This is a genomic window from Variovorax sp. W1I1 (assembly GCF_030815625.1).
Taxonomy (GTDB): domain Bacteria; phylum Pseudomonadota; class Gammaproteobacteria; order Burkholderiales; family Burkholderiaceae_C; genus Variovorax; species Variovorax paradoxus_C.
The window spans coordinates 6,786,018-6,809,106 of sequence record NZ_JAUSWZ010000001.1; the positions used below are offsets into that span (position 1 = coordinate 6,786,018).

Here is a 23,089-nt window from a genome sequence, read left to right on the forward strand (position 1 = left end):
AGCGGCTGACGGAAACGGAACACCATCATGAGCACACCTCCCGACCCCTTTGCCGCCTTCGAGTCGGAGCGCACGGTCATCAAGCCCAAGCCGCGCACGCCGGCCGGCACGCCGCCGGCCGCTGCGCCCGCACCGTTCTTCGGCGGTGCCGATCCGACGCCGGCCGTGGAAGTCGGCGAGATCGGGCTGCTCAATCCGCTGGTCTCCGCCGCGGGCAAGCTGCTGGTGCTGATCGGCAAGCTGCGCAACCTCGCGCAGCCGCCCAACGTGCCGGCGCTGCGCGCCTCCACCGCCGATGCGGTGAACCAGTTCGATGCCAGCGCCCGCCGCTCGGGCGTGAGCAACGAATCGGTGCTCGCCGCGCGCTACGTGCTGTGCACCGCGCTCGACGAAGCCGTGGCCAACACGCCCTGGGGCGTGCAGGCCGGCTGGAACAAGCAGAGCCTGCTTGTCCAGTTCCACAACGAGACCTGGGGCGGCGAAAAGGTGTTCCAGCTCCTGGCCAAGCTCGCGCAGGACGTGCCCACGCACCGCCAGTTGCTCGAACTCATCTACAGCGTGCTCGCACTCGGCTTCGAAGGCCGCTACCGCGTGGTCGACAACGGCCGCGCGCAACTCGACTCGGTGCGCCAGCGCCTGGCCGACCTGATCGCCAAGGACCGTCCGGCTGTCGAGCCCGAGCTTTCGCCGCACTGGCGCGGGCAGGGCGCGGGCACGGTGCGGCTGCGCGAGTCGCTGCCGTTGTGGGTGTTCGCGGCGGGCTTCGCGTTCCTGCTCGCGCTCGCGTGGGTGGGCATGCAGATCATGCTGAACCAGCGCTCCGACACCACGTACGCGGCCGTCTCTGGCCTGCGCGTGCCCAACATCCAGATCGCGCCCCCGGCACCGCCTGCGAAGACGCCGCGCCTCGCGCGCTTCCTAGAACCAGAGGTGAAGCAGGGCCTCGTCACCGTCACCGACGAGGCCGACCGCAGCGTGGTGCGCCTGCGCGGCGACTCGTTCTTCGGCTCCGGCAGCGCCGAGCCGATGGCCGCCTCGCTGCCGGTGCTGCGCCGCATCGGGCAGGCGCTGGCCGAGGTGAAGGGCGACGTGCTCATCACCGGTCACTCCGACAACCAGCCGATCCGGTCGCTGCGCTATCCGTCGAACTGGCACCTCTCGGCCGCGCGCGCCGATGCGGTGAAGGGCGCGCTCACCACGCTGGTCGACCCCGCGCGCATGCGCTCCGACGGCAAGGCCGACGCCGAGCCAGTGGCCGCCAACGACACGCCCGCCAACCGCGCGCGCAACCGCCGCGTGGACATCGTGCTGCTGACCGAGCCCGAGCGCATTGCCTCCGCTTCGCCGGTGGCACCTGCGCCGGCTGCTCCCGTTCCAGGAGCGACGAAATGATCAAGAAAATCTTCGGCTTCCTGTTCAGCCCGCTGCTGCTGACGCTGCTCGCGCTCATCGTCGTCGGCCTTTTGATCTGGTGGATCGGCCCGCTGGTGAAGATCGGTTCGCTCGCGCCGCTCGAAAGCGAAATGGCGCGCTGGCTGCTCATCGGCGCCATCGTGCTCATCGTGGTGCTGCGCGTGCTGTGGCGGCGCTGGCGCGCGCGCCGTGCGAGCCAGCACCTGACCGACGGCCTCATGAAAGCGCCGACGGTGAAGACCGACGCACCGGCCAACGGCGAGCAGAAGATCCTCGACACGCGCTTCAGCGAAGCCGTCGCCACCTTGAAGCAGATGCGCCTGCACGCCGCCGGCAAGAAGCCGGGCTGGCGCGACTGGATGTCGATCTCGGGCGGCAGCTATCTGTACGACCTGCCTTGGTACGTGTTCATCGGCGCGCCCGGTGCGGGCAAGACGACGGCGCTCGTGAACTCGGGCCTCTCGTTCCCGCTCGCCGAGAAGTTCGGCCCCGGCGCGATCCGCGGCGTGGGCGGCACGCGCAACTGCGACTGGTGGTTCACCGATGAGGCCGTGCTCATCGACACCGCCGGCCGCTACACCACGCAGGACAGCCACCAGACCGAGGACAAGAACGCATGGGAAGGCTTCCTCGGCCTGCTCAAGAAGGCGCGCCCGCGCCGTCCGCTGAACGGCGTGTTCCTCACGGTGAGCGTCGCCGACCTGCTGAGCCAGGGACCCGAGCAGCGCACGCAACTCGCCGCATCGATCCGCGCGCGTTTGCTCGAACTCGACAGCAAGCTCACCACGCGCCTGCCGGTGTACGTGCTCGTCACCAAGAGCGACTTGCTCTATGGCTTCACCGACTACTTCGACGACCTCGGCAAGGAACATCGCGCGCAGGTCTTCGGCTTCACGCTGCCGGCCGACGAGAACGTGCAGACCGAAGAGAAGGGCCTCTCCACCGCCTTCCACCGCGAGTTCGCGCTGCTGCACAACCGGGTGAACGACGGCCTCATTCCGCGCATGCAGCGCGAGACCGACGGCGGGCGGCGCGCGGCGATCTTCGGTTTTCCCGCCCAGTTCGGCTCCATCGGCTCGCTGCTGTCGGACCTGCTCGACCAGGTGTTCACCGGCTCGCGCTTCGCGCAGCCGCCGTGGGTGCGCGGCGTGTACTTCACCAGCGGCACGCAGGAAGGCAGCCCCATCGACCGCGTGATGGGCAGCCTGTCGCGCAGCTTCGGCATCGAGCGCGCGATGCTTGCGCCGCAGAAGTCGAGCGGCCGCAGTTACTTCCTCACATCGCTCTTGCGTGACGTGGTGTTCCCCGAGCAGCGCCTCGCGGGTGCCGACGTGAAGCTGGAGCGCCGCCGCCATCTGGTGCGCATGACGAGCGTGGCCGCGATGACGCTGGTCACCGTCGGCCTCATCGCGGGCTGGGGCTACAGCACCTGGCAGAACACGAACTACCTGAAGTCGGTCGAGGCGCGCGCCGTGCCTGCGCAGAAGAGCCTGGCCAACCTGCCGGTGCAGCTGCAGAACCTGGTCGAAGTCGCGCCCGTGATGCAGGGCATACGCGACATCTGGAAGACACCCGAGAACCGCCAGGGCGATGAGCCGCTCAGCATGACGCTGGGCCTCTACCAGGGCGACAAGCTCGATGCCGCCGCGCGCCTTGCGCACCAGCGCGCGCTCAACGACGTGTTCTTGCCGCAGATCGCCAAGCGCATCGAGGACCAGCTGCGCACCGCGCAGAAGGACAACCTCGAGTACACCTACGAAGCGCTCAAGAGCTATTTGATGCTCTACCAGCCCGAGCACTTCGACCCCGAGGCGCTGAAGGCCTGGATCACGCTCGACTGGGCGCGCAGCCTGGACCGCGGCATTCCCGAGGAGCAGCGCATGGCCCTCGAAGAGCAGCTCGACGTGCTCATCGCCCAAGGCCCGCCGCGCTCGCCGCTCAAGATGGACGAGAACCTGGTGCGCAGCGTGCGCGCCGTGCTCGCGAGCTACCCGCTGGAACAGCGCGTGTTCAGCCGCCTGAAGCGCCAGCGTGCGACCAAGGACATTCCGGGCTTCAGCGTGGCGACGGCCGCCGGCCCCTCGGCGCCGCTCGTGTTCGAGCGCATCAGCGGCAAGCCGTTGACCGAAGGCGTGCCGGGCATGTTCACCTACGACGGTTATCACAAGCGCTTCCAGAACGAAGTGACGGTGCTCACCGGCCTGCTCGCCGCCGAAGACCCGTGGGTGCTCGGACAGGACAAGGGTGCCGCCGACCGCCTGCGCGACGTGGCCGCACTCGGCGCGCTGACCGACCGCGTGCGGCGCCTGTACCTCGCCGAATACGTGAAGCAGTGGGAAGCGCTGCTCGGCGATGTGCGGCTGATTCGCGCCACGGGTCTCGACAAGAACATCGAGGCCGCGCGCATCCTCTCGGGCGTGAGCTCGCCGCTCGCGAACTTCCTGCGCGCCGTGGTGAAGGAGACCACGCTGATCCCCGCCGATCAACCCAAGGACGTGGTGAGCAAGGCCACCGCCACCGTCGCCAGCACCCGCAAGGGCCTGGAAGACCTGTTCGGCGGCGACCCCAACAAGCCGGTCGCAAGCGGCAAGCGCATCGAGAGTATCGTGGACGATCGCTTCGAACCGTTGCGTCGCCTGGTCACCGCCGCGGCGCCCGGCCAGCCCGCGCCGCTCGACGATGCGCTGAAGCTCTTCAACGAGGTGTACGTGTACCTCAACGCGGTCGACACGGCCGTGAAGGGCCGCACCTCGCCGCCGCCCGGCGATGTGGCCGGCAAGCTCAAGGCCGATGCGGGGCGCCTGCCCGAGCCGGTGCGCTCGATGGTCGAGAACCTGAGCCAGTCGGGCGCCGCGCAGGCGCAGGTGGCCGAACGCGGCAACCTGAGCCAGGACCTGCGCCCGGTGACCGAGTTTTGCGCGCGCGCGATTGCGGGCCGCTATCCGTTCTCGCCGACGAGCAAGCGCGATGTGCTGCCCGAGGACTTCGGCCAGATGTTCGGCGCCGGCGGGTTGATGGACGACTTCTTCCAGAAGCGGCTGGCCGCGTTGGTCGACACGAGCACGCGGCCGTGGCGCTACAAGCCCGTGGCCGAGCGCGGCGCGATCACCACGCAGGCGCTCGCGCAGTTCGAGCGTGCGGCGCGCATCAAGGACATCTTCTTCCGCGCCGGTGGCCGCGGGCCTTCGATGCGGCTGGACTTCAAGCCGGTGGAGATGGATGCCGGCATCACGCAGTTCATCCTCGATGTCGATGGGCAGCTTGTGAAGTACGCGCATGGCCCAGTGGTGCCGATGGCTGTGCAGTGGCCGGGGCCGAAGGGCAGCAACCAGGTGCGCATTCAGGTGAGTCCGCCGTCGACGACCGGCAGTTCGGGCTCGGCGGTCGATGGGCCGTGGGCGCTGTTCCGGGCGCTGGACGATGGGCAGCTTGAAGCTGGTGATGCGCCGGAGAAGTTCTTCATCACCTTCCAGGTTGGCGCGCGCAAGACGCGGTTTGAAGTGACGACGAACAGCGTGCAGCATCCGATTCGCTTGCGCGAGCTGCGGGAGTTTTCTTGTCCGGAGGGGTTGTGAGTTTGGCCACTTCTTCTTCCTCTTCATCTCTCTTTACCTCGACTGAATTGCCTGGGTGGTTTGGCAAATTGCCGGGGATGGGGGACTTTGCGCATCGGCGGTTGCCGGAGTCGTTTCGCACGGTGTGGGATCAGTGGTTGCAGCGGGGGCTTGCCCGGCTGCGGGATCGGCATGCGGACTGGACTACCTACTACCTTGAGGCGCCGATCTGGTGTTTTGCGTTGGGGCCTCAAGTCGCTGGCGAGCGCGCGTGGATCGGGGTGTTGATGCCTTCTGTCGATGGGGTGGGGCGGTACTTTCCGTTCACCCTTGCTGTTGAACTGGCTGGCGATGTGTCGGATGCGCTTCAGGGTGAGGCGCTGGTTGCCGCGCTGCAGTGGTGGGCTTTGGCGACTCAGGCTGCGCTTGAGGGACTGGATGGGGATCTCGATGCGCTGAGATTCGATGCCGTGCTTGGACGGCTGTTCGTGGCTGCTGCTGCCGGTTCTGTCGATGGCGTCGAGTTGCTGGAAATGCCTGCGGCGGGGGCTTCTTTGTGGCTTGGCGATCCGGCTGTTGAAGGTGGGGTTCGGATGCTTGCGACTGGGCTGCCTCGCGATGCGCAGTTCGAAGCTTTGTTTCTTGGGGGTGGGGAATGACTTCCTTGCTTCCTTTTGTTTTCCGAGGCCGGGTCTCGCCCCGGCGGGCGACCTACTTTTCTTTGCTTCGCCAAAGAAAGGTAGGCAAAAGAAAGGCGACCCTGCTGTCTGCGACCCTTCGCTGCGCTACGGGCAACCTGCGGTGCTCGCGGTTCGCGGGGTCTCGCAGAACTCGCTTCGCTCAAACAACTGCGAGCCCTGATCCGCGAACCGCTGCGCTCCTCGGCGCAGCCAGAAGGGCTTTGGGGACCAGCAGGCCATCGCTGCGCTCGGCCAGCTCACGGGCCTTCGCTGCGCTCGGCGCTCAAGGCGCCCCCGGTCGTCGCTTCGCTGAGCGCAGCAATTGCCAACAGCACCTAACAACCAACTCAAGGCAGACACGCGCAGCGTGTCTGCCCTTCGGGCCGAGCGAAGCAATGGCCCGTTCGGTATCTACCCCCCTCTGGCTGCGCCGAGGAGCGGAGCGTTTCGCGGATCAGGGCCGCAGCTGTTTGAGCGAAGCGAGTTCTGCGGACCCCGCGAAACGCGAGCACCGCAGGTTGCCCCGTAGCGAAGCGCAGGGGTCGCAGACAGTGGGGTCGCCTTTTCTTTGCTTACGTTCTTTTGGCGAAGCAAAAGAAAGTAAGTCGCCTGCCGGGGCGACACCCGGCCTCGGAAAACAAATTCAAAAAGGCGTTCACCCCGCAGGAGCAGGTCGATGACCGACAACGCCCCCCCGCCGGAAGACGACCGCACAAGGGTCGTCTCCAGACCCGCGCCGCAGCAGACAACGGCCAGCGGCGACACCGCCGCAACCGTAATCAGCGCAGGCGTGACAAGCCTCTCCAACGTCCCGGTCACAAGCCCCGCATCAGCAACGCATGAAGCAGGCCTCCTCCCCGTAGGCAGCCGCCTAGCAGAGTTCGAGATCACAAGAGTCATAGGCCAAGGCGGCTTCGGCGTCGTCTACGAAGCCTGGGACCACGACCTCGAACGCGTCGTCGCCATCAAGGAGTACCTGCCAACCTCTCTCTCGACAAGGCAGAACGACGGCACCGTCGTCCCCCTCTCGGAGCGGCACAGAGAAACCTTCGACCTCGGCATGCGCAGCTTCATCAACGAAGCCCGCCTCCTCGCCCAGTTCGACCACCCGTCACTGCTGAAGGTCTACAGGTTCTGGCAAGAGCGCGGCACCACCTACATGGTGATGCCCTTCTACCGAGGCGACACGCTGAGAGAAGCACTGGTCGCCATCCCCGCGGGCGTCGACGAGTCATGGCTCATCCGCATCATGGATGGCGTGACCCAGGCGCTCGGCGTGATGCACAACGCCAACTGCTACCACCGCGACATCGCGCCCGACAACATCATCCTGCTCGAAGGCTCCGGCCGTCCGGTGGTGCTCGACTTCGGCGCCGCGCGCCGCGTGATCACAGACAAGACGCAGGCGATCACCGTCATCCTGAAACCCGGCTACGCGCCCATCGAGCAGTACGCCGAGATGCCCGACATGTCGCAAGGCGCATGGACCGATGTCTACGCGCTCGCGGCCGTGATGCACGTGGCCGTGTGCGGCCGCGCGCCGCCGCCTTCGGTGGCGCGGCTCCTGTCCGACAGCTACGTGCCGCTCGCGGGCAACGACATCCTTCGCCAGCGCTACAGCTTGAAGCTGCTGCAGGCGATCGATGCGGGCCTGGGCGTGCGGCCCGAGCAGCGGCCGCAGTCGATGGCTGACCTGCGCGCGGCGCTCGACCTGGAAGTCGGCCACAGCATCGCGCCGACGCCGCGCACGCAGCCGCCTTCGGGCGCGCGCACCGGTGGCGGGAACAACAACACGGGCTCGAACGCGAACGCCGCCACGGTGATAGCCGGCAAGAAGGCGCCACCGCCACCGGCGCCCGCACCCGGCAGCGGCAACAGCGGCGCGGGCAAGGGCAAGGCCGTTGCCGCCATCGCCTCGATCGCCGTCGTTGCCGCCGTCGCGGGCGGCGGCTGGTGGTGGTACCAGGGCCGCGCGGGCGGAACCGACAAGCAGGACGTCGCCATCGCCACGCCGCCACCGCCGCTGGAGAACGTCACGAAGCTGGACCCTCCGCCGCCTCCACCTCCGCCACCGCCTCCTCCGGCAGCACCGCGCACGCCGCTCGAATCGCTGCAGTCGCTCGCGGCCGGCGCCGCGCCGGGCTTCGAGGTCACGGCCACGGCGAAGAAGCCCGAGGTCAACATCGGCAAGGACAAGCTCGCCTTCGAGGTCCGCAGCAAGCGCGACGGCTTCGTCTACGTGTTCCTCCTGTCCAGCGGCGGCGAGATGTTCCTCTTGTTCCCGAACCTGCTGGACAAGTACAACAAGATCAACGCCAACAGCGCGCTCGCGCTGCCGCGCGCCTCGTGGCCGATGGACGCGGGCGGGCCCGCCGGCACCAACCAGTTCGCGGTGCTCGTCAGCGAACACGAGCGCGACTTCAGTGCTTCCGGCGTGCAGAACGACGGCGTGTTTCCGCAGTTCCCGCTGCCGGTGCTCTCGGCGCTCGAAGCCACGCGCGGCACCGGCCCGTCGCCGCTGCTGGGCAAGCCGACCTGCGCGCCCGGCGCCCCGTGCAACGACGTCTATGGCGTCGCGAATTTCAAAATCGTCGAGAAGTAATCGTCTGTAGACGTTGGCCCATCGGCTCGATGGCCGCTTTTTTCGGACAAGGAGACTTTCATGCATACCTCTTCACAGTCGCCACGCTTCACTGGCTCCACGCTGATCCGCTGGGCCGCCTTCGCAGCCGTCGCGTCGCTGGCGGGCTGCGTCAACCCGCCGCCAGCGGCTACCACCACCGACACGACGGCCGCGACCGACACGTCATCGACCACCAGTTCGCGCCCCGCCTCCACCGGCGCCAGCGTGGCCGGCCAGGCGCGCACCTTCTCGACACAACTCGCCACCTACACCGCGGTGAGCTTCGATGCGATGCCGGGCTGGTCGCGCGACGATTTCTCCGAGACCTGGCCCGCATTCCTCGGCAGCTGCAAGGTGCTCACCGGCCGCGGCGCCGAGTGGAAAGAGGTGTGCGACCGCGCCGGCAAGGTCGACGGCAAGAACCGCAACGCCATCCGCGGCTTCTTCGAGAGCGAGTTCTCGGCCTACCAGATCCGCGACGACGACCGCAAGCCCGATGGCGTGGTCACCGGCTACTTCGAGCCCGAGATCGCGGGCAGCCGCACCTACGGCGCGCCGTTCATCTACCCCGTGTACGGCCAGCCGGAAGACATGCTGTTCGCCGATGCGCGGAAGCTCCCGGCCGGCAGCGGCACGGTGGCCGCGAAGGTCGAAGGGCGCAACGTGGTCGTGCAGACGGGCCTGAGCACGCGCGACATGGGCGCGCCCGGCCTCTATGCGCTCGACCTCTCGGCGATCACCCGCGACACGCTCGACCGCAAGGTGCGCATGCGCATCGAGGGCAAGCAACTGCTGCCGTACTACACGCGTGAAGAGATCGAGACCAAGGGCGCGCCGAATGCCAAGGTGCTGGCCTTCGTGAGCAGCGCCACCGCGCTCTACGAAATGCAGATCCAGGGCTCGGGCCGCATCAAGCTGGCCAATGGCGACACCATTCGCGTGGCCTACGCCGAGCAGAACGGCCAGCCCTTCCGTCCCACCATCGCGCAGGCCGCCAACGGCAAGCCGCGCAGCGCGGTGAAGGTGCGCGGCTCGTCGATCGAACTGCAACTCGACGACGGTGACGACGACGATGTCGGCAGCGTCGACAACAGCGTGATCCGCACCCGCGGCTTCACGCTCGCACGGCCCACCGCCAGCGGCGCGGTCGTGGTGCCGGGGCGCCGCACGGCCGGCGAAGTGGCGGGTTCGGGCATCAAGGACCCGAGCTATGTGTTCTTCAAGGAAGCGACCTCGCCATCGGGCGGACCGGTCGGCGCCTTCGGCGTGCCGCTGTCGGCGGGCCGCTCCATTGCGGTCGATCCGCGCAGCACGCCGCTCGGCTATCCGGTGTTCGTCTCGACACGCACGCCCGGCAGCGGCGCGCCGATGCAGCGCCTGACCATCGCGCAGGACACCGGCGGCGCGATCCGCGGTGCGGTGCGCGCCGACTATTTCTTCGGCAACGGCCAAGCCGCCGCGACCAACGCGCGCCGCATGAAGGAGCGCGGCCAGCTCTGGATTCTTCTGCCGCGCGGCCTCGCCGTGGCACAGGCGGCGGTGTCGTCGGCGATCCGCACGCGCGGCGCCGCGGTGGGCGCGGGCTTGCCGCAGTGCCTGGTGCCGACCGAAGGCCAGTGCGTCGATGACTGACCCGACCCTGGCTTGAACCTTGTCTCCTCATGCAGGAAACCCTCTCGTCCGCGGAAAGCACTGAACTCGTCCGCCTCTGGCGGCGGCGGCAGACGCTGTCCTCGAACGACATGGGCACCATGTACCGCATCGTTGGCGATGCGCTCGTGGCCTGCAATCCGCCCGAGCTGCAGATCCTGGGCGAAGGGCGGCAGGAGCTGGTGGCGCAGTTCATCTATGTGAAGGTGCTGCGGCTCGACGCCGATCCGGACGAGGCCGACGAGCGTGCGAGCCACAGTGCGCCCTCGACCGCCTTCGCGCTCTGCGCGTACTTCCGGCGCTACCTGATCGACTGCACGCGCGCGAGCTCGTTCCGACGCAAGCTCTCCATCGGCGACCAGATCACCGAGGCGCAGCTCGAAGACGAGATCGGTGCCGGCGACGACCTCGACGGCTGCCTCGCCGAACACGGCCTGAGCGCACAGGCGGTGCAACTGGCCGCGCGCGCCTTCATCGCCGAGCTGCCCGAGCCCGAGCGCATCCTGCTGTGCGAGGGCTTCGGCAAGGAGGCCGAAGGCGGGCTCTCGGGCATCGCCTCGCGCCATGCCATCGCCTCCTACCACTACCGCGCGGGGCGGCTGGGCCTCGTGCACAAGCGCGAGGGCCTCACCGCCGACTACGCCAAGACCCGGCTGGGCGGCTGGATCCAGCAGACCCTGGGCATCGCCATCGAGGCGGAAAACATGGCGGCGATCCTGCAGGTTTTCAAAATCCTCGGTGCTGAAGCGTCTTATGCCTGAAGACATAGCCATTCAGGAACAGACCGCCATGAACACCGAACTCTGGCCCCCGCTCAGCGTGATCCGCAACGCGTTCGAAACCGGCCACGCCGCCGTGCCCGATGCAGCAGCCGCTGGCGTGGCCACGGTGGCCATGCCGGGCACCACGTCCCAAGCCACGCCGCAGGCCGCACCCGCAGCCACGCCCGTGCTGCAGGACCTGCTGCTCCCTCTCACCGAATTGGCCCGGCGCCGCGAGGCTGTCGCCCAGCGCGGCTTTACCGCACGCTGGGCGCCGGGCCGCCTCTTGAGCGTGCTGCACGAAGGGCGGCTGCTCGGCGTGCTGCTGGACCGTTGCATCCACGGCGACCTCTGGCAGGGCTGGATGGCCGCGGGCGAGGCCGACTGGGCATCGGCCTTCGACGTGCTGCTCGAACCCGACGACGAACCCTTCGAGCCAGCCTTCGGCCTCATTCAAGCCTGGAACGTGTTGACGCTCGAACCCAGCCCGCAGCTTTGCGCCCGCGTGCTCGGCGAGGTCTCGGCCACGCGGCTCGCGGCGATCCGCGCGGTGCACGACGAGTGGGCCGAGCAGAAGGTGCTGCCCATCGCGCCCGAGCCCGGCCATATCGCGCTGCGCACCGTGGGCGGCGTGTTCTCGGTGCTCTCGGGCACGCCGCTCGGCGCGCGCGACCCGCGCGCCGACTACCAGGCGCTGTACCGCACGGTCGGTCTGCAACTGGGCTCGGCGCTGACGCCATCGGCCAAGGCCGCACCGGCCGCACCTGTTCCTCCACGCGCCCGGCCGCAAGAGCGGCCCGAGGGTGGCTGGTGGGGCAGCATCCGCCGCTGGTTCGGCGCCGATGGATGGATGCGCCCCGCATTCGCGGTGCTTGCCCTGTGCGTAGTGGTGCAGAACGTCGGCCTGCTCGGCGGGCGTGGATCGGAAGAGGACGAGGTCCGTTTTCGCAACGTGCCCACCGCGCCGGCTATGGCGCAGGCCAATCTGGTCGTGCGCTGGAAAGATGGCGTGCGCGTCGACGAGGCCGACCGGCTGCTGCGCACGATGTCGGCTGAAGTGGTCGGCGGGCCGGGCACGAACGGCGTCTGGCGTTTGCGCGTGGACGATCCGGTCGGCGGGCTGTCGATGCTCGCGGCCTCGCCACTGGTCGAATCGGCCGGGCCGGCTTCGGAGCGGCCATGACGTTGATCGGCGTGCTGCCTTGTTCCCTCTCCCGCTTGCGGGAGAGGGCTAGGGTGAGGGAAGGTGCCTTCGCAAAAGCACCGCCCTCGCTATTGCCGTCGGCCCTCACCCCAGCCCTCTCCCCAAGGGGAGAGGGAGCAACACAGCGGCGCTTGCTGCAAGCGCTCCTGATGGCGTGGCTGCTTGCCTGCAGCAGCTTTTCCTTCGCCACCCAGCGCGCCCTGCTCGTCGGCGTCTCCGAACTCGTCAACCAGCCGCAGGCCCTGTGGCTTCAGGCACCGCGCAACGACGTGATGCTCATGCGCGACGCGCTCCTGAAGCAAGGCTTCGCGCCCGCCGACATCACCGTGCTCGCCGACGGCGTGAGCGGCTCGGCGCTGCCGGAATCGCAAGCGATCCACGAAGCCCTCGGCCGCCTGCTCGCGCAGTCGAAAAGCGGCGATTTCGTGCTGCTCTATTTCTCCGGACACGGCACGCGGCTGCGTGACAGCAGCAAGCGCTACCAGGAGCCCGACGGCCTTTCCGAGAACTTCCTCGCCCGCGATGTGCGCGGCACGCTGGGCGCCGACACTGCCCTGACCGGCGACCTGCGCGATGCCGACTTCGACGCATGGATCCAGGCCTTTCTCGCGCGCAACGTGTTCGTCGCCTCCGTCTTCGACACCTGCTCGGCGAACTCGATGACGCGCAGCACGACCGATGCGCCGCCCATCGCCGATGGCCCGCCTGGTGACGAGGTGCGCTGGCGGGGCCTGCGCACCGCGCAACTGATCGGCGCGCCCGGCCCCGCAGCGCGCGTTGCCATGACGCGCCCCGTCGTCACCGACCCGGTGCCGCGCGCGCGTTACGTCGCGCTCTTCGCCTCGGAGAGCCACCAGATCACCCCCGAGCTGCGCCTGCCGCGCAAGAACCGCAACGCGCGCCCGCAGGGCCTTTTGACCTGGGCCGTGGTGGAGGCGCTCTCGCGCAAGCCCGCCACCTGGCGCGATCTGTTCGACGGCGTGCTGGCCGTCTATCCGCCGGTGATCGACGAACTCGCGCAGCGCTTCCCAACGCGCGAGCTGCCCTCGCCGGTGGCCGAGGGCAACCTCGACGCGCCGATCTTCGCCAACCGCGCGCAGGCCGTGACGACGCGCCCCGTGTGGCGCGCGCAGCGCTCGGGTGACACGCTCACGCTGCAGGCCGGCCAGCTCGATGGGCTCGTGGTGCAGCAGCCGTTGCGCGTGCTGGCCACGATGGACGACGGCACCGTGCGCAGCGCCGAAGGCACGCTCGTGCAGGCCTTCAACGACAAGGCGCGCATGGCGGTGCCAGCCGCGCTGCGCGAACTGCCCGGGGCCGCGCTCTGGAACATCACGCCGCTCGGCGAACCGGCCGCCGTCGCGCTGCGCGTGCGCGCGGAGCAGGGCTTGCCGCCCGGCCTCAGCCTCGAATACCCCGCGTCAGTCATCGCCGTGAATGAGACAGATGGCGCCGATGCGCGCTGGTCCGCCGGCCGGCTCGAAGTGCTCTCGCCGATGCTTGGCGCCGGTGCGAAATCCGCACCCGCCGATGCCGCCGTCGCGCGCCGGCGTCTCGAAGTGCTGGCCCGCCTCAAGTGGCTCAACCAGCTCTACACCATCGCGAAGGACGCGCAGTTCGACGGCTTCGATGCAGTGTTCGAAGTCTGGAACGGCGATCGCCTCGTGCGCAGCGGCTCCGCGCAGCAGGTCGACGCGAAGCTGTTGCCGCTGCGCAGCGGCGAGCGCGCCGTGCTCAATGTGCGCAACACCAGCGCGCGCTCGGTGGACCTCGTCATCGTCGGCATCGACCCGCAGGGCGGTGCGCGGCAGGTCTACCCCGAGGACCCGGGCGAGACCAACCGCTTCAAGCGCGGCACGCGCGAGGCGCCCGCCACCAAGCGCTTCGAGCTGCCCTGGTTCAACGCCGAAGGCGGCCGGCTGCTGGTGCTGGCCACGCCTGCAGCGCCCTACAGCGCGCCGCGCCTGTTCGGCACGGGCGCGGGCGATGCGGTTGCCGAAGTGCGTGTGCGCGGCGCGCTGCAACCCGAGAGCGAGCGGCAGACCTTCGCCGCGATGGTTCATTGGGCGGGCGAAGTCCCGGCCGCCAAGTAGCGACACACGAACGACGACACGCCACCCACCCGTCACCGAATTTTTCTCAGGAGATCGACATGAGCTGGACCTACGATGGAAAACTGGACCCCGACGAGGCCCTGCGCCTGCTCGACTACCTGTCGGGTGAATCGGGCAACGACTTCTCGATGATGATCGAGAGCAAGGGCACGCCGATCGAAGGCGAGTCGGTGCGCAAGTACGAAGACGGCAAGCAGCGGATGGACATCGGCGGCTACTCGTACAAGTCCGACGTGGCCATCCCGCCCGGCTCCAGCAAGGGCAAGCTGCGCAACTACTCCTTCATCGTGATCCGCGACTGCGATGCGGCCACGGCCTCCATCGCGAGCCTGCTCAAGAGCCAGGACGCCGACCTCAAGGTGACGGTGTCGGTCTTCAAGGCCGGCGGCGACAGCTCGAAGGACATGCAGTCGCACCTGGAATTCGTGCTCGAAGGCGCGCGCGTGAACTGCCACGCCATCGTGACCGGCGGCACGCCCAAGCGGCCCTGCGACATCATCTTCTTCGACTACACAAAGCTGGAGATCCGCTCGGCGCCGCAGCAAAAGACCGGCGCGCGCGGCGCCGTGCGCACCTGCACCTTCACGGGGAACTGACATGGCCACCTCTTCCGCCGAACTCATCAAGTCCGCCGATCCGGTGGCCGCGCTCAAGGCGCTGAGCGACGAGGTGCGCGCCAAGCCCTCCGACAGCAAGCACCGCGTTTTCATGGCGCAGTTGCTCTGCGTGCTGGGGCAGTGGGAGCGCGCGCTCAACCAGCTGACCGTCGCGGCCGAGCTCGATGCGCTCGCCGTTCCGATGAAGCAGGTGTATGGCGATGCCGTGCGCTGCGAGGGCCTGCGCGCCGAGGTGTTCGCCGGCACGCGCACGCCCATGATCTTCGGCCAGCCCGACGAATGGCTGGCGCTGCTCATCGAGTCGCTGCTGCGGCAGGGGCGCGGTGAGTCCGAACTCGCCGAGGACCTCCGCCAGCGCGCCTTCGACGGTGCGCCCGCCATCGCAGGCACCATCGATGGCACGCCCTTCGAGTGGTTGGCCGATGCCGACATGCGCCTGGGCCCCGTGCTCGAAGCCTTCGTCAACGGCAAGTACTACTGGATTCCGTATGCGCGGCTCGCGCACATCAAGATCGAGCCGCCCGAGGACCTGCGCGACTGCGTCTGGATGCCCGCGCACCTGCAGTTCGAGAACGGCGGCGAAACCCTCGCGCTCATTCCCACGCGCTACGAGGGCTCCGAGAAGAGCGAAGACGGCGAGCTGCAGCTCGCGCGCAAGACCGAGTGGCGGGAGCTCCGCCCCGAGGTGTGGGCCGGCACCGGCCAGCGCGTGCTCGGCAGCGATGCCGGCGAATACGCGCTCATGGACGTGCGCGAGATCCTCTTCAATCCGGTGGCTGCCGCCGAAGAAGCGACACCAGAGGAAGGCACCGAAGGCACGGGCGGCTGAGATGGGCGATCTCACCGCCCAGGAGCGCCTGCAGCCCTCGCTGCTCGACCGCCTGGTCGACAACGCGCCGACCGAAAAACGCGAGGGCGACGAGAAGCGCACGCTGACCAAGCAGGCGCTGCGCGCTGCCGTGCTGCGCGACCTGAGCTGGCTCTTCAACGCCACGGGTTTCGGACTCGCGATGGACGACAAGCAGTACCCCAACACTGCGCGCTCGGTCATCAACTACGGATTGCCTATGCTGTCTGGCCAGTTCACCTCGTCGGTGCAGCGTGTCAGCATGGAACAGGCTTTGAAGAACGCAATCCTGCAGTTCGAGCCGCGCATTTTGTCCCGCACTCTCGAAGTGGAACTCGTCATGGAAGGCTCGGCAATGGACTCGCACAACAGCATCGGGCTGCAGATCCGCGGCATGCTGTGGGCGCAACCCGTACCGCTCGAGTTCCTGATGCGAAGCCGTGTAGACCTGGAAGAAGGACGCATCGAGATCGTGGACATGGCGCAAAACCCAAGGTAAGTCCGGACATGGACCCTCGGCTGCTGAACCTGTATGAACAGGAACTGCGCTACTTCCGTGAGAGCTCTTCGGAGTTCGCGCGCGCCTTTCCGAAGATCGCGCACCGGCTGGGTATCGAAGGCCAGGAGGTTGCCGATCCGTATGTCGAGCGGCTGATCGAGGCCACGGCCTTCCTGTCGGCGCGCGTCAACCTCAAGCTCGATGCCGAGTACCCGCGCTTCACGGGGCACCTGCTCGATATCGTCTATCCGAACTTTCTCGCACCCACGCCCGCGATGGCGGTGGTGTCCTTTGCGCCCGACCTCGACGATGCCAATCTCGCGACGGGCCCAAAGCTGCCGCGCGGCGCCGGCCTGCGTGCACGGCAGGCCGTGGGGCAGAACACGCACTGCGAATTCCGCACATCGAGTGCGCTGCGCATCTGGCCGATGGAGGTGCAGCGCGCGCAGTACTTCACCTACGCGCCCGACCTGCCGCTGGCCACGCACCCGCAATCGCGCGCCATCCGCGGCGGCCTGCGCATTGCACTGCGTGCGACGGCGGGGCTCAAGTTCAACCAGATCGCGCTCGACGACCTGGTGCTGCATCTGGGTGGTGCGGAAGACGTGGCGTGGCAACTGCAGGAGTGCGCGCTGGGCCAGCCCATCGGCGTGATGGTGCGGCCGCTGTCGCCCACGGGCGCGCTGCAAGGCGCGGCGCAGAGCCTGCCGTCCAGCGCGATCCAGGCGGTCGGCTTCGAGGACGACGAGGCGCTGCTGCCGGTCACGGCCACGGGCTTCTCGGGCTTTCGTTTGCTGCAGGAGTACTTCGCGTTTCCGCAGCGCTTCCAGTTCCTGCGCATCGCGGGGCTGCAGGCGCTGCTCGCCACGATGCCGGTCACAGAAATCGAGCTCGTGCTGCTGTTCTCGCGCGGCGATGCGGCACTCGAAAAACTGGTGACCGCCGAGAACGTGCAGCTGCACTGCGTGCCGGTGGTCAACCTCTTCAACAAGCGGCTCGATCGCGTGCCGCTCACCGAAGGCGTGAGCCAGTTCCACCTGGTGCCCGACCGCACGCGGCCGCAGGACTTCGAGGTGCACACCGTCACCGAGGTCATCGGCCACGGCGCGCCCGGTGCCGATGCCGCGGCGGCCGAGCAGCCGTTCCGGCCGTTCTACTCGGCCTTCCATGGCACGCGGCACAACCACCCCGCGTACTTCACGACCACACGCGAGCCGCGCATGCTGTCGGTGCGCCAGCGCACCGAGGGGCATCGCAGCAGCCACATCGGCTCCGAGGTCTACATGCAGATCGTCGATCCGCAGCAGGCGCCGTACGCGGCCACGCTGCGGCAACTGGCGGTGACCGCGTTGTGCACCAACCGCGACCTGCCGCTCTTGATGCCGCTCGGCCGCGACAACGATTTCGATTGCGTCGATTCTTTCCCGGTGCAGCGTGTGCGCATGGTGCGCGGGCCTTCGCGGCCGGTGTCGCCGGTGGTGAGCCAGGGGCTGGGCTGGCGGGTGGTCGATCACCTCGCGCTCAACTACCTCTCGATTTCCGACAGCACGCCGGAGCAGGGCGCCGCCGCGCTGCGCGAAACGCTGATGCTCTACGCCACGCATGCCGACGAGATGCGTCAGGGCCAGGTGCGCGGCCTCCTCTCGGTGAAGAGCAAGCCGGTGGCGCGCCGCCTGCCGCTCAAGGGGCCGATCGCATTCGGGCGCGGACTCGAAGTGACGCTGGAGGTCGACAAGGACGCGTTCCACGGCCACAGCGTGTTCCTCTTCGGTGCCGTGATGTCGCGCTTTCTCGCGCGCCATGTGGAGGTCAATCACTTCGTCGAGACCGTGCTGCGCGTGGCGGGCAAGGGCGAGACCATGCGATGGAGGCCGCTGTGCGGGACCCGGCAGATTCTGTAGCCACGCGCGTGGACAACGCGCTGCGCGGGTGGTCCGCGGAGCCGTGGTCGTTCGATTACTTCGCGGTGATGCGCCGGCTCGAATCGGTGGCCGCGACCTCGCCGCGCTGGGGCCGTGCCTTGCTGCCGAGCGCCGAGCCGGTGCGCGTGGGGCAGGAGCCTTCGCTCTCGTTCGCACCCGCGAGCTTCAGCCGCTTCGAGCCGGCGACCGCGTATTCGCCGCCGCGCCTGCGCCAGCACTTCTTCAGCTACGTCGGCCCCAACGGCCCGCTGCCGGTTCACCTGAGCGACTTCATCCGCGAGCGCAGCCTGAACCATGGCGACCCCACGTGGCTCGCGTTTCTCGACAGCTTTCTTCATCGCTTCTCACTGCACTTCTACCGTGCGTGGGCGCAGGCGCGGCCCGCGGTGGCGCTCGACCGGCCCGGCGAAGACCGCTTCAGGCTGCAGGTCGGCGCGTTCGTCGGCATGGGCACGCCGGGCCGCATCGGGCGCGACGAGGTGCACGACGATGCGCGCCTGCATTTCTCGGGCTGGCTCGCGCGGCGCGTGCACAACGCGGAGAGCGTGGAGTCGGTGCTGCGCAGCTACTTCGGCGTGCCGGTGACGCTGGAGCGATGGGTCGGCCACTGGATGCGCGTGCCGGCGGACGAGGTCACGCGGCTCGGGCGCGGCGAGAGCTCGCGCTCGATGGGCATGGGCGCGATGCTCGGCACCCGCGCGTGGGACCGGCAGCACCGCGTGCGCCTGCACATGGGGCCGCTCACGCTGGACCAGTACCGCATGTTCCTGCCCATCGGCACCGCGCGGCCGGTGCTGCAGCGCTGGATGCAGCAACTGCTGGGCGACGAACTCGAATGGGACGCCGAACTGGTGCTCGAGAAGGCCGAGGTGCCGGTCACACGCCTCGGACAGAAGAACGGCAACGCGCCGCGCCTGGGCTGGGCCTCGTGGCTCGGCCAGCGCACGCGTGCGAAGGACGCAGCGGACGTGCGCATCGGCAACAGCTCGATGACTGTCCGGACCGCTGCAGGAGCCGCCGCATGACGACGACAACGCTCGGGTGTGCAGACACGGCGGCGCACGCGGCCGCGCTGGTGCAAGCGGCGGACCTGACGAAGGCGGGGAATCTCGACGCGGCCGACGAACTGCTCGCCCGCATTCTGGAAGCCGCGCCCGACGACCCCGATGCCTTGCACTACCAGGGCTTGCTGCGCCATGCGCAGGGGCGCGACGCCGAGAGCATCGCGTTGATCGGGCGGTCGCTCACGCTGCAACCCGCGCAAGGCGGCGCCTGGAACAACCTGGGCAATCTGCTGGTCGAGGCCGGCCGCGTCGACGATGCGATGCGTGCCTATGAAAACAGCGTGTCCTTCGCCAGCGGCGACGAAGCTGCCGACGCGCTGAGCAATATCGCGATGCTCGAACGCGGCAAGGGCCACTGGCAGGCCGCCGAGCGCGCCAGCCGCAGTGCGATCGAACTGCGGCCGACGTCCAGCGAGGCCTGGTACAACCTGTCGATCGCGCTGATGGAGCAGGGGCGCATCGAGGAGAGCGTCATCGCCAACAGCCGTGCGGTGCTGCTGCAGCCGCGCAACATGAGCGCGCGCTCCAAGGTGATTCGCGCGCTGGAGCTGCTCCGAGAGAACGAGCAGGCCATCCGCATGTACCGGGAGTGGCTGGCCGAAGATCCAGGCAATCCCGTGGTCGCGCATCTGCTGGCCGCCTGCGAGGGGCATGCGCCCGCGCGCGCCAGCGACGGCTATGTGGAGACGTTGTTCGACAGCTACGCCGGCAGCTTCGACGCCAGCCTCGAGAAGCTGCACTACCGCGCACCCGAACTGGTGGCGCGCGCGGTGCGGGACATGTTCGGCCCGCCCGCCGCGCGCATCGCCGTGGTCGATGCCGGCTGCGGCACCGGGCTCTGCGCTCCGCTGCTGCGGCCCTGGGCCTCGCACATGGCCGGCTGCGACCTGTCGGTCGGCATGCTGCAGCGCGCGGAGCAGCGCGGCGGCTACGACGTGCTGCACAAGGCCGAACTCACCCACTACCTGCACACCCAGCCCGGCCGCTTCGACCTCGTGGCATCGGCCGACACGCTGTGCTACTTCGGCGACCTGCACGAAGTGCTGGCGGCCGCCGCGCGTGCGCTGCGCCCCGAAGGCGGCGTGGCGTTCACGGTCGAGGCCATGGACGGCGGACCGAACGACTTCAGGCTCGAAGGCAGCGGCCGCTACCGCCATGCGGCCGCGCATGTAGAGGCCTGCCTCGCGGCCGCCGGTTTCGACGCCATTCGCATCGAGCCGATCGTTCCGCGCCGTGAAGCGGGGCGGAACGTGCAAGGGTGGCTGGCCAGCGCAAGGCTTTTTGCGCCATGAAGCCGGGCACGGACCGCCGAACTTCAAATTGCCCGAGATGAATCGTCTTCAACAGATACGGAGTCTTCCATGAGTGAAATCAGTCGCACCGCCCTCTTCGGCAAACTCAACTCGCTGGCCTACAAGGCCATCGAAGGCGCCACGGTGTTCTGCAAGATGCGGGGCAATCCGTATGTGGAACTGGAGCACTGGTTCGCCCAGCTGCTGCAGGCGCAGGACTCCGACCTGCACCGCGTGATCCAGCATTACGGCCTCGATGTGTCGGTGATCGCCAAGGACATGACGGCCGCGCTCGACCGCCTGCCGCGCGGCGCGACCGCGATCAGCGACTTTTCGCCGCACATCGAGAACGCCATCGAACGGGCATGGACCTACGCCACGCTGCAGTTCGGCGAGGCGCAGGTGCGCACCGGCTACATCCTGGTGGGCATGTTGAAGACGCAGAGCCTGCGCAACCCGCTCTTCAACTTGTCCAAGCAGTTCGAGAAGATCAAGGTCGAGGACCTCGCCGACAACTTCCCCAAGGTATGCGATGCCTCGCCCGAATCGCAGATGCGTGCGCAGGACGGCACCGGCATGGGCAGCGGCGCCCCCGGCGAAGACTCGGGCGCGATGGCGCCGGCCGCCATGGGGAAGGGCGATGCGCTGAAAAAATTTGCTGTCGACCTCACGGAGAAAGCCAAGAAGGGAGAGATGGATCCGGTGACCGGGCGGGACGAGGAAATCCGCCAGATCGTCGACATCCTCATGCGCCGCCGCCAGAACAATCCGCTGCTCACCGGCGAGGCCGGCGTCGGCAAGACCGCGGTGGTGGAAGGCTTTGCGCAGCGCCTCGCGCGCGGCGACGTGCCGCCGCAACTGAAGGACGTGAAGCTGCTCACGCTCGACATTGGCCTCTTGCAAGCGGGCGCGAGCATGAAAGGCGAGTTCGAGCAGCGGCTGCGCCAGGTGATCGACGAGGTGCAGAGCTCGCCGACGCCGATCATCCTGTTCATCGACGAGATCCACACGCTCGTGGGCGCAGGCGGCGCGGCCGGCACCGGCGATGCAGCCAACCTGCTCAAGCCGGCTCTGGCGCGCGGCAACCTGCGCACCATCGGCGCGACCACCTGGGCCGAGTACAAGAAGTACATCGAGAAAGACCCGGCGCTCACCCGCCGCTTCCAGGTCGTGCAGGTGCCCGAGCCCGACGAGGTGAAGGCGATATTGATGCTGCGCGGCGTGGCCAGCGTGCTGGAGAAGCACCACCGCGTGCAGCTGCTCGACGAGGCCATCGAGGCTGCAGTCAAGCTCTCGCACCGCTACATTCCCGCGCGCCAGTTGCCTGACAAGGCGGTGAGCCTGCTCGATACGGCGTGCGCCCGCGTGGCCGTGTCGCAGCATGCGACGCCGCCCGAAGTGGAAGACTGCATGCGCCGCATCGAAGGGCTCACGGTCGAGCAGGAAATCATCGGTCGCGAAGCCACCATCGGCATCGACGTGACCAAGCGCTCGGCGCAGGTGGAGGCGCTGCTGGTCGAGTCGAAGCTGCAGCTCGAAGCGCTGAATGCGCGCTGGCAGGAAGAGAAGGGGCTGGTCGACCGGTTGCTTGAATTGCGCAGCAAATTGCGCGCGGGCAACAAGCCGGTGGATGCGCCTGCGGCCGCAGCCGATGCAACGGTCGCCGCCGCGCCGGCAGACCCGGCCGCTGCCGCAGTCCCCGCGCACGACCGCGCCGCGCTGCTTGCCGAACTGCACGAGCTGCAGGCCAAGATTCACGCGGTGCAGGGCGAATCGCCGCTCATCCTTCCTTCGGTCGACGAACAGGCCGTGGCCTCGGTCGTCGCGGACTGGACCGGCATCCCGGTCGGCCGCATGGTCAAGAACGAAGTGGAAGCGGTGCTCAAGCTCGCCGACACGCTGAACCAGCGCGTCATCGGCCAGAAGCACGGCCTGGAGATGATCGCGCGCCGCATCCAGACCTCGCGTGCGCGGCTGGACAACCCGCAGAAACCCATCGGCGTCTTCATGCTGTGCGGCACCTCGGGCGTCGGCAAGACCGAGACCGCGCTTGCGCTGGCCGAGGCGCTCTATGGCGGCGAGCAGAACATCATCACCATCAACATGAGCGAGTTCCAGGAGGCGCACACCGTCTCCACGCTCAAGGGCGCGCCGCCCGGCTACGTCGGTTATGGCGAGGGCGGCATCCTGACCGAGGCGGTGCGCCGCCGTCCCTACAGCGTGGTGCTGCTCGACGAAGTGGAAAAGGCCCACCCCGACGTGCACGAGATCTTCTTCCAGGTCTTCGACAAGGGCTGGATGGAAGACGGCGAGGGCCGGATGATCGATTTCAAGAACACGATCATCCTGCTCACCACCAACGCCGGCAGCGAGCTCGTCATGAGCATGTGCCGCGACCCCGAGCTGCTGCCCGATTCGAACGCGCTGGCCGATGCGCTGAAGGCGCCGCTCATGAAGGTGTTCCCGCCCGCGCTGCTGGGCCGCATCGTCACCATTCCCTATTACCCGCTGTCGCCGGACATGATGAAGAAGATCGTGCGGCTGCAGCTGGGCCGCATCAAGAAGCGCGTGGAGACCAACCACGGCGTGCCCTTCGAATACACCGAGGCGGTGATCGAGCAGGTGGTCGCGCGCTGCCAGGACCCGGAGTCGGGCGGCCGCGTGATCGACGCGATCCTGACCAACACGGTGCTGCCCACCATTTCGGTCGAGTACCTGCAACGCCTGGCCTCCGGTGGAGAGATCCGCCGCGTCGCGCTGGACGTGAAGGACGCCGACTTCACCTACGCGTTCGACTGAGCTGCTCCATCTTCAAGAGACCGAGCCGCCTTCATCCTTCAAGAGTAAAA

General features: G+C 68.2%; 15 protein-coding genes. All 15 read left to right on the forward strand.

What is annotated here, in order from left to right:
* Nucleotides 1-27 precede the first annotated feature (27 nt).
* The 15 genes from QFZ83_RS31560 (at nucleotide 28) to tssH (ending at nucleotide 23,039) form a co-directional block, all read left to right on the forward strand.
* The gene (locus tag QFZ83_RS31560; protein WP_307512311.1) at nucleotides 28-1,392 is read left to right on the forward strand and encodes a DotU family type VI secretion system protein; all 1,365 of its coding nucleotides are present in this window, start codon (nucleotides 28-30) and stop codon (nucleotides 1,390-1,392) included.
* Nucleotides 1,389-4,988: a type VI secretion system membrane subunit TssM gene (tssM, locus tag QFZ83_RS31565; protein ID WP_307512312.1), complete on the forward strand. Its 3,600-nt coding sequence runs from the start codon at nucleotides 1,389-1,391 to the stop codon at nucleotides 4,986-4,988. The genes QFZ83_RS31560 and tssM overlap by 4 nt, the downstream gene beginning before the upstream one ends.
* A complete protein-coding gene (gene tagF, locus QFZ83_RS31570; RefSeq protein WP_307512314.1) occupies nucleotides 4,985-5,626 on the forward strand; it encodes a type VI secretion system-associated protein TagF in 642 nt (213 codons plus the stop codon). The genes tssM and tagF overlap by 4 nt, the downstream gene beginning before the upstream one ends.
* 697 nt (nucleotides 5,627-6,323) lie before the next feature.
* Nucleotides 6,324-8,249: a serine/threonine-protein kinase gene (locus QFZ83_RS31575; protein ID WP_307512316.1), complete on the forward strand. Its 1,926-nt coding sequence runs from the start codon at nucleotides 6,324-6,326 to the stop codon at nucleotides 8,247-8,249.
* Nucleotides 8,250-8,309: 60 nt separating this feature from the next.
* The gene (locus QFZ83_RS31580; RefSeq protein ID WP_307512318.1) at nucleotides 8,310-9,902 is read left to right on the forward strand and encodes a murein transglycosylase A; all 1,593 of its coding nucleotides are present in this window, start codon (nucleotides 8,310-8,312) and stop codon (nucleotides 9,900-9,902) included.
* Between the two features lie 29 nt (nucleotides 9,903-9,931).
* Entirely contained in the window at nucleotides 9,932-10,681 is a 750-nt protein-coding gene (locus tag QFZ83_RS31585; RefSeq protein WP_306881858.1) for a hypothetical protein, read from the forward strand.
* A gap of 28 nt (nucleotides 10,682-10,709) precedes the next feature.
* Nucleotides 10,710-11,864 carry a hypothetical protein gene (locus QFZ83_RS31590; protein ID WP_307512320.1) on the forward strand — a complete coding sequence of 385 codons (1,155 nt, stop codon included), beginning with the start codon at nucleotides 10,710-10,712 and terminating at the stop codon, nucleotides 11,862-11,864.
* A gap of 152 nt (nucleotides 11,865-12,016) precedes the next feature.
* Complete coding sequence (locus QFZ83_RS31595; RefSeq protein ID WP_307512322.1) at nucleotides 12,017-13,978, forward strand: caspase family protein; 1,962 nt, start codon at nucleotides 12,017-12,019, stop codon at nucleotides 13,976-13,978.
* Nucleotides 13,979-14,037: 59 nt separating this feature from the next.
* Entirely contained in the window at nucleotides 14,038-14,595 is a 558-nt protein-coding gene (locus tag QFZ83_RS31600) for a hypothetical protein (RefSeq protein ID WP_307512323.1), read from the forward strand.
* A gap of 1 nt (nucleotide 14,596) precedes the next feature.
* Nucleotides 14,597-15,445, forward strand: coding sequence for a type VI secretion system accessory protein TagJ (locus QFZ83_RS31605; RefSeq protein ID WP_307512325.1), 849 nt, complete (start codon nucleotides 14,597-14,599; stop codon nucleotides 15,443-15,445).
* Nucleotide 15,446: 1 nt separating this feature from the next.
* Nucleotides 15,447-15,962 carry a type VI secretion system baseplate subunit TssE gene (tssE, locus tag QFZ83_RS31610; protein WP_307512327.1) on the forward strand — a complete coding sequence of 172 codons (516 nt, stop codon included), beginning with the start codon at nucleotides 15,447-15,449 and terminating at the stop codon, nucleotides 15,960-15,962.
* An 8-nt stretch (nucleotides 15,963-15,970) separates the two neighbouring features.
* Nucleotides 15,971-17,863 (forward strand): type VI secretion system baseplate subunit TssF, encoded by a 1,893-nt coding sequence (gene tssF, locus QFZ83_RS31615; RefSeq protein ID WP_307512329.1) that lies wholly within the window; start codon nucleotides 15,971-15,973, stop codon nucleotides 17,861-17,863.
* Between the two features lie 8 nt (nucleotides 17,864-17,871).
* Nucleotides 17,872-18,909 (forward strand): type VI secretion system baseplate subunit TssG, encoded by a 1,038-nt coding sequence (tssG, locus tag QFZ83_RS31620; protein WP_307512331.1) that lies wholly within the window; start codon nucleotides 17,872-17,874, stop codon nucleotides 18,907-18,909.
* Complete coding sequence (locus tag QFZ83_RS31625; RefSeq protein WP_307512333.1) at nucleotides 18,906-20,240, forward strand: tetratricopeptide repeat protein; 1,335 nt, start codon at nucleotides 18,906-18,908, stop codon at nucleotides 20,238-20,240. The genes tssG and QFZ83_RS31625 overlap by 4 nt, the downstream gene beginning before the upstream one ends.
* 69 nt (nucleotides 20,241-20,309) lie before the next feature.
* A complete protein-coding gene (tssH, locus tag QFZ83_RS31630) occupies nucleotides 20,310-23,039 on the forward strand; it encodes a type VI secretion system ATPase TssH (RefSeq protein ID WP_307512334.1) in 2,730 nt (909 codons plus the stop codon).
* The last annotated feature ends 50 nt before the right edge of the window (nucleotides 23,040-23,089 follow it).

Excerpts from the sequence above, each read along its gene's own strand:
- QFZ83_RS31600 (WP_307512323.1), top strand. The coding sequence starts at position 14,038 with ATGAGCTGGACCTACGATGGAAAACTGGACCCCGACGAGGCCCTGCGC.
- tssH (WP_307512334.1), top strand. The coding sequence starts at position 20,310 with ATGAGTGAAATCAGTCGCACCGCCCTCTTCGGCAAACTCAACTCGCTG.
- QFZ83_RS31605 (WP_307512325.1), top strand. The coding sequence starts at position 14,597 with ATGGCCACCTCTTCCGCCGAACTCATCAAGTCCGCCGATCCGGTGGCC.
- tssE (WP_307512327.1), top strand. The coding sequence starts at position 15,447 with ATGGGCGATCTCACCGCCCAGGAGCGCCTGCAGCCCTCGCTGCTCGAC.
- tssF (WP_307512329.1), top strand. The coding sequence starts at position 15,971 with ATGGACCCTCGGCTGCTGAACCTGTATGAACAGGAACTGCGCTACTTC.
- QFZ83_RS31580 (WP_307512318.1), top strand. The coding sequence starts at position 8,310 with ATGCATACCTCTTCACAGTCGCCACGCTTCACTGGCTCCACGCTGATC.
- tssM (WP_307512312.1), top strand. The coding sequence starts at position 1,389 with ATGATCAAGAAAATCTTCGGCTTCCTGTTCAGCCCGCTGCTGCTGACG.
- QFZ83_RS31625 (WP_307512333.1), top strand. The coding sequence starts at position 18,906 with ATGACGACGACAACGCTCGGGTGTGCAGACACGGCGGCGCACGCGGCC.
- QFZ83_RS31560 (WP_307512311.1), top strand. The coding sequence starts at position 28 with ATGAGCACACCTCCCGACCCCTTTGCCGCCTTCGAGTCGGAGCGCACG.
- QFZ83_RS31575 (WP_307512316.1), top strand. The coding sequence starts at position 6,324 with ATGACCGACAACGCCCCCCCGCCGGAAGACGACCGCACAAGGGTCGTC.
- QFZ83_RS31585 (WP_306881858.1), top strand. The coding sequence starts at position 9,932 with ATGCAGGAAACCCTCTCGTCCGCGGAAAGCACTGAACTCGTCCGCCTC.
- QFZ83_RS31590 (WP_307512320.1), top strand. The coding sequence starts at position 10,710 with ATGAACACCGAACTCTGGCCCCCGCTCAGCGTGATCCGCAACGCGTTC.